Origin of the sequence: Pseudomonas sp. 22526, from assembly GCF_052044735.1 — a bacterium.
GTDB classification, from domain to species: domain Bacteria; phylum Pseudomonadota; class Gammaproteobacteria; order Pseudomonadales; family Pseudomonadaceae; genus Aquipseudomonas; species Aquipseudomonas piscium.
Window position 1 is genome coordinate 127,299 of record NZ_JBQENK010000020.1, and the last position, 9,314, is coordinate 136,612.

The 9,314-nt window shown below is 67.5% G+C and carries 7 protein-coding genes; 2 read left to right on the forward strand and 5 right to left on the reverse strand.

Annotation, left to right across the window (positions count from 1 at the left end; genetic code table 11):
• Positions 1-16 precede the first annotated feature (16 nt).
• Together ACTJKT_RS25670 and ACTJKT_RS25675 are read right to left on the reverse strand one after the other, a co-directional pair.
• Positions 17-1,918 carry an acyl-CoA synthetase gene (locus tag ACTJKT_RS25670; protein WP_440789042.1) on the reverse strand — a complete coding sequence of 634 codons (1,902 nt, stop codon included), beginning with the start codon at positions 1,916-1,918 and terminating at the stop codon, positions 17-19.
• 215 nt (positions 1,919-2,133) lie between these two features.
• Positions 2,134-3,444, reverse strand: a complete 1,311-nt coding sequence (locus tag ACTJKT_RS25675) for an MFS transporter (RefSeq protein WP_440789043.1) — start codon at positions 3,442-3,444, stop codon at positions 2,134-2,136.
• A 183-nt stretch (positions 3,445-3,627) separates the two neighbouring features.
• Here ACTJKT_RS25675 and ACTJKT_RS25680 point away from each other — a divergent pair, with 183 nt between their 5' ends.
• Both ACTJKT_RS25680 and ACTJKT_RS25685 read left to right on the forward strand, forming a co-directional pair.
• Entirely contained in the window at positions 3,628-4,746 is a 1,119-nt protein-coding gene (locus ACTJKT_RS25680) for a sugar diacid recognition domain-containing protein (protein ID WP_440789044.1), read from the forward strand.
• A 224-nt stretch (positions 4,747-4,970) separates the two neighbouring features.
• Positions 4,971-6,113 carry a glycerate kinase gene (locus ACTJKT_RS25685; protein WP_440789045.1) on the forward strand — a complete coding sequence of 381 codons (1,143 nt, stop codon included), beginning with the start codon at positions 4,971-4,973 and terminating at the stop codon, positions 6,111-6,113.
• Positions 6,114-6,279: 166 nt separating this feature from the next.
• Here the strand turns inward: ACTJKT_RS25685 and hpaI are convergent, their stop codons facing one another.
• Genes hpaI through ACTJKT_RS25700 form a run of 3 tightly spaced genes read right to left on the reverse strand, consistent with a single transcriptional unit; the run spans position 6,280 to position 9,205 of the window.
• Positions 6,280-7,080, reverse strand: a complete 801-nt coding sequence (gene hpaI / locus ACTJKT_RS25690) for a 4-hydroxy-2-oxoheptanedioate aldolase (protein ID WP_440789046.1) — start codon at positions 7,078-7,080, stop codon at positions 6,280-6,282.
• Positions 7,081-7,091: 11 nt separating this feature from the next.
• The gene (hpaH, locus tag ACTJKT_RS25695) at positions 7,092-7,895 is read right to left on the reverse strand and encodes a 2-oxo-hept-4-ene-1,7-dioate hydratase (protein WP_440789047.1); all 804 of its coding nucleotides are present in this window, start codon (positions 7,893-7,895) and stop codon (positions 7,092-7,094) included.
• Between the two features lie 2 nt (positions 7,896-7,897).
• Positions 7,898-9,205: an MFS transporter gene (locus tag ACTJKT_RS25700; protein WP_440789048.1), complete on the reverse strand. Its 1,308-nt coding sequence runs from the start codon at positions 9,203-9,205 to the stop codon at positions 7,898-7,900.
• Positions 9,206-9,314: the final 109 nt, after the last annotated feature.

Below are 9,314 nucleotides of genomic sequence, written 5' to 3' on the forward strand. Positions count from 1 at the left end.
CGGGGCCGCCGGCGACTCAGGCCGAGTGCAACTGGTAGCGCACCGCGTAACCGCTCAGGCGTTGGTCCAGGGCGGCGCGGCGGGTTGCATCCAGGTCGGGCACATGGATATCCACCCGTTGTCCGTGGCGCTCGTCGCTGACGGCTTCGACGCGGATGCCGTCGGCAACCTGCCGTACCTCGTCCTCGAACACTCGGCGAATGGCGTCCAGGCGCAGGGCCGGCTTGAAGGTCTTGCCCACGGCCGTCAGGGGAATCTGCTCGAGCAGCCAGACGTTCTTGGGCAGCGCGGCCCGTTCATGGATATGCCGCGCGGCGTGCTCCAGCAGTTCGGCCGGATCGGCGCTGGCGCCGGCCTTGAGCTGGACGTACACCACCGGCAGCTCGCCGGCCTTGAGGTCCGGCTTGCCCACCGCCGCGGCCATGGCCACGGCCGGGTGGCGATGCAGGGCTTCTTCGATCATCTGCGGGTCGATGTTGTGGCCGCCGCGGATGATCAGGTCCTTGCTGCGCCCGGTCAGCCAGATGTAGCCGTCCCGGTCGATGCGCCCCAGGTCGCCGGTGTTGAACCAGCCGCCGTCGAGCCACAGGCCCTGGTTCTTGTCGGCCTGCAGATAGCCCTTGAACACCGTCGGCCCGCGCAGGCAGACGTTGCCGGGCTCGTCGATGGCGGCGTCGCGCAGGTAATGGCCGTCGCTGTCGAGCACGGCGATCTTGACCTCGCAATACGGCAGGCGCAGGCCGATGGAACCGACCCGGCGCTCGCCGTCCCGCGGGTTGCAGCTGGTGGCGCAGGTGCTTTCGGTGAGGCCGTAGCCTTCGATGATCTTCAGCCCCGAGCGCGCCTCGAACTGACGGATCAGCTCCACCGGCATCGGCGCGGCGCCGCATATCGCAAAACGCAGGCTGGAGACATCGATCCCGTCGTTGGGCACCTGCAGCAAGGCGGCAAAGATGGTCGGCACGCCGCTGAAGCAACTGATCCGATAACGTTCCACCAGGTGCCAGAAATCCTTGATCAGCGTCGGGTTGCGGTAGCCCTGGGGCCCGGCCAGCAGTACCTGAGCGCCGCGGTGGAAGGCGGCGAGGCCAGTGAGTATCACCCCGTTGACGTGGAACAGCGGCAGCCCGCAGAGCACCACGTCGCGGCTGCCGTAATCGCCGTGCAGGCCGATGATCTCGGCCATCGCCACTTCATTGAGGTGGCTGTGGGGCGCCAGTTTCGGCGTGCCGGTGGTACCGCCGGTGTGGAAGTAGGAAGCGATGTCGTCCGCCTGGATCACCCGGCCGCTTTCCAGGTGGTCGGCGGGGCAGGCGGCGAGCAGGGTGTCGAAGTCCAGCACGCCCTCCGGCATCGCCGGGCGCTGGCTCTTGATCGCGCTGCGTTGCGGCTCCGGCAGCAGGTTGGCCAGGTCGATGGTGACAATGGCTTCCAGCTCCGGCAGGCGCTCGCGCAGGTTGGCGACCTTCTGCCAGAGGTCGGTGCCGGGGAAGGGCGCCAGGGTCACCAGCACCGTGGTGCGCGAGGCGCGGACCAGCTCGGCGATGTGCTCCGGCTCCAGCAGCGGGTTGATGGCGTTGACGATCCCGGCGGCCTCGCCGCCCCAGATCACGTAATGGGTCTGCGGCAGGTTGGGCAGCAGGAAGGACACTGCCTTGCCCGGGCCGATGCCCAGCCGGTGCAGGGCGTTGGCAGTGCGGGTGACCTGGGCGAACAATTCGGCGTAGCTGATGTTCCAGGGCTGGTCCTGGAGGCTGCCCTGGGGCAGGAAGGTCAGGGCGGTGCGCTCGCCGAAACGGCTGGCCGAGCGCTGCAAGAGTTCATAGGTGCTGGCGGGAAGATTGCGCTGGGCCAGGGGCTGCTGCTGTTCCAGGGCTTGGATATCGCTCAGGCGGGCGAGGGAGATGGGCGCGGTCATGATCCTGTGGGTCTTCCTTCGGTAAGGGCTGCGAGGGAGTCGTCAAGCGATCCAGCCAAAGGAAAACTGCCGCGGCCGGATGTCTGTCCGATATACCACGGGGGCGCCCGGGCGGGCTGTTGCTTTTTGTAGCGAGGCGGTGACAAACCCGCGGCTTGTCCCGGGAAGCCGGGCCCGCCAGAGGGCAGGCCCGGTGGCAGGCTCGGAGGCGTGGCTCAGCGTTTCAGGCTGCGGGTCATGCGCAGGGCCAGCAGGCTGCCAGTGACGATCACCCCGGCCAGCAGGTACAGCGCGGCGTCGGTGGAGCCGGTGCTGTCCTTGACCCAGCCGACGATGTAGGGGCTGAGGAAGCCGGCCATCTGGCCCATGGAGTTGATCAGCGCCAGGCCTCCCGCGGCGGCGCCGGCGCTCAGCAGCGCGGTCGGTACCGGCCAGAACATCGGCAGGCCGGTGAGGGCGCCCATGGTGGCAATGGTCAGGCCGAGGATGGCGATGGTCGGGTTGGCGGCGAAGTTGACCGCGATCACCAGGCCGATGGCACCCATCAGCATCGGCACTACAAGATGCCAGCGGCGTTCCTGGCGCAGGTCGGCCGAGCGCCCGACCATCAGCATGAACAGCGCCGCCAGCAGATAGGGAATGGCGCTGAGCCAGCCGATCACCAGGTTGTCGCTGAACCCCAGGTTCTTGATGATCGACGGCAGCCAGAAGTTGATGGCGTACACGCCGCTCTGGATGCAGAAGTAGATCAGGCCGAAGGCCCAGATGGCCGGGTTCTTGAACACCGCCGCCAGGGAATCGCCGGTGGTGCGCGGCTTGCTCGCGGCGTCTTCGGCCTGGTCGGCTTCCAGCAGCGCGCGTTCCTGCGGGCTCAGCCACTTGGCGTGGGCGAAATTGTCATTGAGCAGGAAGTACGCCAGGGCGCCGAGGATCACGGTAGGGATGCCCTGCAGCAGGAACATCCACTGCCAGCCGGCCATGCCGCCCTGGCCCGCGGCGAAGTGGTTGAGGATCCAGCCGGAGAACGGGCTGCCGAGCAGGCCGGAGACCGGGATCGCCGACATGAACAGGGCCATGATGCGGCCGCGGCGGAAGCTCGGGAACCACTGCGAGAGGTACAGCACCACGCCAGGGAAGAAGCCGGCCTCGGCGGCGCCGGTGAACAGGCGCAGGGTGTAGAACTGGGTCGGGGTGGTGACGAACAGCAGGCAGGTCGACAGCGTGCCCCAGGTGATCATCATCAGCGCGATCCAGCGCCGCGGGCCGAACTTGTTCAGCGCCAGGTTGCTCGGCACGCCGCACAGCACGTAGCCGATGAAGAAGATCCCGGCGCCCAGGCCGTACACGGTTTCGCTGAATTTCAGGGCATCGAGCATCTGCAGCTTGGCGAAGCCGACGTTCACCCGGTCGAGGTAGTTGAACAGGTAGCAGATGAAGATGAAGGGGATCAGGCGCAGGGTGATGCGCTTGTAGACGGCATTTTTATCGTCATCGGTGGCCAGGGTGGCAGCGGCGCTCTGTGACATGGCGTGTCTCTCTTTATTATGATTTTTTGCGATGCGAGGTTAACGTTGATCGCCCCGAGAGTCTCGGTCACCCCATGGGCCGCTGTCTTTGTGCCGGCGCACAGGGTTTGCCGGCATCCCCTGTGCCGGTGAACAAGCCCTCGTTATCTTTTCCGAGCCCGTCTTTCCTAGGATCACGCCGCTATGTTCGAACTAGATCACGACCTGGCGCAGGATATCGTCGACCGGACGATGGCCATCCTGCCCTACAACGTCAACGTCATGGACAGCCAGGGTCTGATCCTGGGCAGCGGCGAGCCCGAGCGCATCAACACACGCCACGAAGGCGCGCAGCTGGTGCTGGCCAACGGCCGGGTGGTGGAGATCGACGCGCAGACCGCCAAGCACCTCAAGGGCGTGCAGCCGGGGATCAACCTGCCGCTGTTGCACGACCAGCGGCTGATTGGCGTGCTGGGCATCACCGGCGAGCCGGAACTGCTGCGCACCTATGCCGAGCTGGTGCGCATGACCGCCGAGATGCTGGTGGGCCAGCGCCACCAGCAGGCGGAACAGCAATGGCGCCGCCAGCGTTGCGACGACCTGCTGGCGCTGCTGCTCAGCGACAGCGGGGATTCGCCGCGGCTGGTGGACGAGGCGCAGCAGATGGGCCTCAAGCCGCAGCTGCCGCGCACGCCTTATCTGTTCGAGCTGGGCCCGGAGCAAGGGGCGGGGCAGACCGTCGAGGCCCTGAGCGCCTGGCTGATGTCCCGTTACCCGGACAGCTGGTGCGTCAGCTCGGCCAAGTCCTCGTTGCTGTGGTGCCGGCCGGCGACCCTGAGCCTCGACAACCCGCGGCTGCTGGAAAAACTCGACAGCCTGGGCTGGAACATCCTGCGCATCGCCGTGGGCGGCCAGGCCGACGGACTGGCGGGGCTGCGCCGCTGCTACCGGCGGGTCGGCGACTTGCTCGCTTATGGCCGCGATGTGCTGCCCCAGTCGCGGCTGCTGACCCTCAATCGTTTCCGTTTGCCGGTGATGCTCTGGCGCCATCGCAATGACGATGCCCTGGACGAGTTGCTCAGCCCCTTGCGCAAGGTCATCGCCAAGGACAGCAATGGCCAGCTGCTGGCGACCCTGCGCAGCTGGTGCGACCACGACGGCCAGAGCCAGGCCTGCGCCGACGCCCTGGGCATCCACCGCAACAGCCTGCGCTACCGCATGGAGCGCATCGCCGAACTCAGCGGCGTCGACCCGCTCAAGCTCGACGGCATGCTGGCGCTGTACCTGGGGGTGCAGCTGTTGCCGCAGATCGACGCACCCTGACCACAGCATTCGTAGGAGCGAGGCTTGCCCGCGATGGCCACACCGCGGTGAGCCTGATACACCGCGGCGCCTTGATCGCGGGCAAGCCTCGCTCCTACAAGACTGCGTCTGGCTCCTATGATTGTGACAATGAACAATAAAGCCGCCCCACACTTGTGCAGCCGACCGGGGTCAAGGTCGCGGCCAACTGGCAGCATGGGCGCCATAAGAACCGGAGATAGCCCATGAAAATCATCATCGCCCCCGACTCCTTCAAGGACAGCCTGAGTGCCTCTGGCGTGGCCAGCGCCATCGCCGACGGGCTGGCGCGGGTGTGGCCGGACGCGCAGCTGATCCAGTGCCCGATGGCGGACGGCGGCGAGGGCACGGTGGAGTCGATCCTCGATGCCTGCGAGGGCCAGCTGCGCAGCACCCGCGTCCAGGGGCCGCTGGGAACGCCGGTGGACGCGCGCTGGGGCTGGCTGCCGCAGAGCCATACTGCGATCATCGAAATGGCCGAGGCCAGCGGCCTGCAACTGGTGCCGCCGGGCCAGCGCGATGCCTGCACCAGCAGCACCATCGGCACCGGCGAGCTGATCCGCGCGGCCCTGGATGCCGGTGCGCAACGGGTGATCCTGGCCATCGGCGGCAGCGCCACCAACGACGCCGGCAGCGGCGCCTTGCAGGCGCTGGGCGTGCGCCTGCTGGATCGCGATGGCCAGACTCTTCCCCTGGGCGGCCTGGCCCTGGCACAGGTGGCGCGGGTTGACCTGAGCCAGCTCGACCCACGGCTGGCCGAGGTGCGTTTCGAGATCGCTGCCGACGTCGACAATCCTCTCTGCGGCCCCCACGGCGCCTCGGCGATTTTCGGCCCGCAGAAGGGCGCGTCGCCACAGCAGGTCGAACAGCTGGACCGCGCCCTCGGCCAGTTTGCCGACCAGGCCGCCCAGGTGCTGGACAAGGACGTGCGCGACGAACCGGGCAGCGGCGCCGCCGGTGGCCTGGGGTTCGCCGCCAAGGCCTTCCTTGGCGCACGGTTTCGTCCGGGGGTGGAAGTGGTGGCCGAGCTGGTGGGGCTGGCCGAGGCCGTGCAGGGCGCGGACCTGGTGATTACCGGCGAAGGTCGCTTCGACGCCCAGACCCTGCGGGGCAAGACCCCCTTTGGCGTGGCGCGCATCGCCAAGCAGCACAATGTGCCGGTGATAGTGATCGCCGGGACCCTGGGCGAAGGCTACGAGCAGATGTATGGGCACGGCGTGGATGCGGCCTTTGCCCTGGCCTCCGGCCCCATGACCCTGGAGCAGGCCTGTGCCGAAGCGCCGCGCTTGCTGCGAGACAGGGCGGCAGATATTGCCCGGGTCTGGCGCCTGGCGGCGCGCCAGGGCTGACGCCCGTCCCGTAGCCGCTGCCGAGCTTGCGAGGCTGCGATCGGTCGCGTAGCGGCCGCAACGGGGCCAACGCGGTTATCCAGACCCAACGCGAATCTCAGGTTTTGCGCCTGCTGCGCAGTCGATCGCAGCCTCGCAAGCTCGGCAGCGGCTACAGGGCGAGGGGTTAATAAGCCCCGCCACCCGAGGTAGGCGCCGCCACCTCCTTGTACTGCCCCAACAACCCCTGCAAGCCCTTCATCAGCACGGTGGTATCCACCCCCACCGCGACGAAGTTCGCCCCCAGCTCGATATAGCGCTGCGCCAATGTCCGGTCGGCGCTGAGGATCCCGGCCGCCTTGCCGGCCTTGCGGATCCGCGCGATGGCGTCCTCGATCGCCGCGACCACCTCGGGATGCCCCGGGTTGCCGCGATGGCCCATGGACGCCGAGAGGTCGGCCGGGCCGATAAACAAACCATCGACCCCCTCCAGGGCGGCGATGGCATCCAGATTGGCCAGGCCTTCGAGGTTCTCGATCTGCAGCAGCAGGCACATCTGCTCGTCGGCCTGGTCCAGGTAACCGGGAATGCTGTTCCAGCGCGACGCTCGGGCCAGGGCGCTGCCGACGCCACGAATGCCCGCTGGCGGATAACGCATGGCGCGCACCAGTTGCCGGGCCTGTTCGACGCTTTCCACCATGGGGATCAGCAGGGTCTGGGCGCCGATATCCAGCAGTTGCTTGATCAGCGCGGTGTCGCCCACCGGCGGGCGAATGATGCCTTGCACCGGGTAGGGCGCGATGGCCTGCAACTGGCCGAGCAGGCTGTTGAGGTCGTTGGGCGCGTGTTCGCCGTCCAGCAGCAGCCAGTCGAAACCGGCGTTGGCCGCCAGTTCCGCGCAATAGGCATTGGCCAGGCCCAGCCACAGGCCGATCTGCGGCGCGTCTTGCTGCAGGCGTTGCTTGAAATGGTTGATCGGCAGTTGCATGAGCGTCCTCCTCAGACAAAACGGCAGGCGATGCTGCCGAGCTGATCGTAGTCGACGTGGAAGGTATCGCCGGGGCGGGCGGCCACCGGGCGGGTGAAGGAACCGCCGAGAATGATCTGCCCGGCTTCCAGGCCGACGTCATAGGCCGCCAGCTTGTTGGCCAACCAGGCCACGCCCTTGGCCGGATGGTTGAGCACCGCGGCGGATACCCCGGACTCCTCGATCACCCCGTTGCGGTACAGCACCGCCGGCACCTTGCGCAGGTCGATGTCGCCGGGGCGCACCGCGCGCCCGCCCATCACCACCCCGGCGTTGGCGGCGTTGTCGGAGATGGTGTCGAACACCTTGCGCGTGACCTGGGTCTGCGGGTCGACCTGCTGGATGCGCGCGTCGATGATCTCCAGGGCCGGGATCACCCACTCGGTGGCGTCGAGCACATCGAACAGCGTGCAGTTCGGGCCCTTGAGCGGCTTGCCGAGGATGAACGCCAGTTCCACCTCGACCCGCGGCACGATAAAGCGCTGGAAGGGAATATCGCTGCCTTCCTCGAACAGCATGTCGTCCAGCAGGGCGCCGAAGTCCGGCTCGCTGATGTTCGACGACACCTGCATGGCCCGCGAGGTCAGGCCGATCTTGTGCCCGACCAGCTTGCGCCCGGCGCGGATCTTGTGTTCCACCCAGCTGCGCTGGATGGCGTAGGCGTCTTCGATGGTGATGCCGGGAAACTCCAGCGACAGTTGGGCGATCTGTTCCCGGTTGCGTTCGGCGGCGTCGAGGCGGGCGGCGGCCTGCTGGATGTCCGAAGGGCTGAGCATGGTTACTTCTCCTGGGGATTGACGATAAGGGCCGGCACCCGCAGCACCAGCCAGGCGCCGCCGGCGATCAGCAGGGCCAGGGCATAGAGGGCGAGGCTGGCGCTCTGGGTGGCGTCGCGGACCACGCCGATCAGGTAGGGCGCGAGGAAGGCGGCGATGCTGCCGAAGGAGCTGATCAGGGCGATCCCCGCGGCCTGGGTGGTGCTGGCGAGAAAGGCCGGCGGCAGTTGCCAGAACATCGGCAGCGCGGCGCTGGCGCCCATGCCGGCCACCAGCAACCCGGCCATTACCAGCCAGGCGTTGTCCGGGGCCAGGCCGGCGACGATCAGGCCGGCGCTGGACATCAGCAGCGGCACGCTCAGGTGCCAGCGCCGTTCGCGCAGGCGGTCGGAAGAGCGACCGACGCCGATCATGAACAGGCAGCCGGCCAGGTACGGCAGGGCGCTGAGCATGCCGACGCGGCTGTCGCGGGCGATGCCGGCGTGATGGATCAGGGTCGGCATCCAGAAGGCGATGGTGTTGACCGCCAGCATCACCGCGAAATAGATGCACACCAGCAGCCAGATGTGCCTGTCCTGGAGGATGCCGGCGAAACGGGTGATCGGCTTGTGCTGCTCTTCCTGGCTCAGGGCCGCGTGCAGTTGCTGCTTCTGCAGGTCAGTCAGCCAGGCGACGCTGTCGATGCTGTCCGGCAGCGCCTTGAGCACCACCAGGCCGAGGAACACCACCGGCAGGCCTTCGATCAGGAACATCCATTGCCAGCCGCGCATCCCGCCGAGGTCGTGGAAGCTTTCGAGAATCCAGCCCGACAGCGGCCCGCCGATCACCCCGGCCATGGGCACGGCGATGGCGAACAGCGCGGTCACCTGGCCGCGGCGGCCGGCCGGGAACCAGCGATTGAGCAGCACCAGGATGCCGGGGAAAAACCCGGCTTCGGCCACCCCCAGCAGAAAGCGCAACAGGTAGAAGCCGGCGGCGCTGTCCACCAGCAGCATGGCGCTGGACAGCAGGCCCCAGACCAGCATCAGGCTGGCGATCCAGCGGCGCGGCCCGACCCGGTCCAGGGCCAGGTTGCTGGGTACGCCGAACAGCGCGTAGGCGATGAAGAACAGGCCGGCGCCAAAACCGTAGACGCTGTCGCTGAAACCCAGGTCCTGGGTCATCTGCAGCTTGGCGAAGCCGATATTGATGCGGTCCAGGTGGGCGAAGATGTAGCAGGTGAACAGCAGGGGCATCAGCCGCCAGGTGATCCGCCGATAGGTGTCGGACGTCTCCGCGGCGCTGGGCAGGGCAAGGGTCGAGCTGGACATGGGCGGGTCTCTTTTATTGTTCTTGTCGATAGGGCACGGACTCTGTAGCCGCTGCCGAAGGCTGCGATCGGCCGGGACGGCCGCAGCGACTTCAAGATCGCTGAAGGCC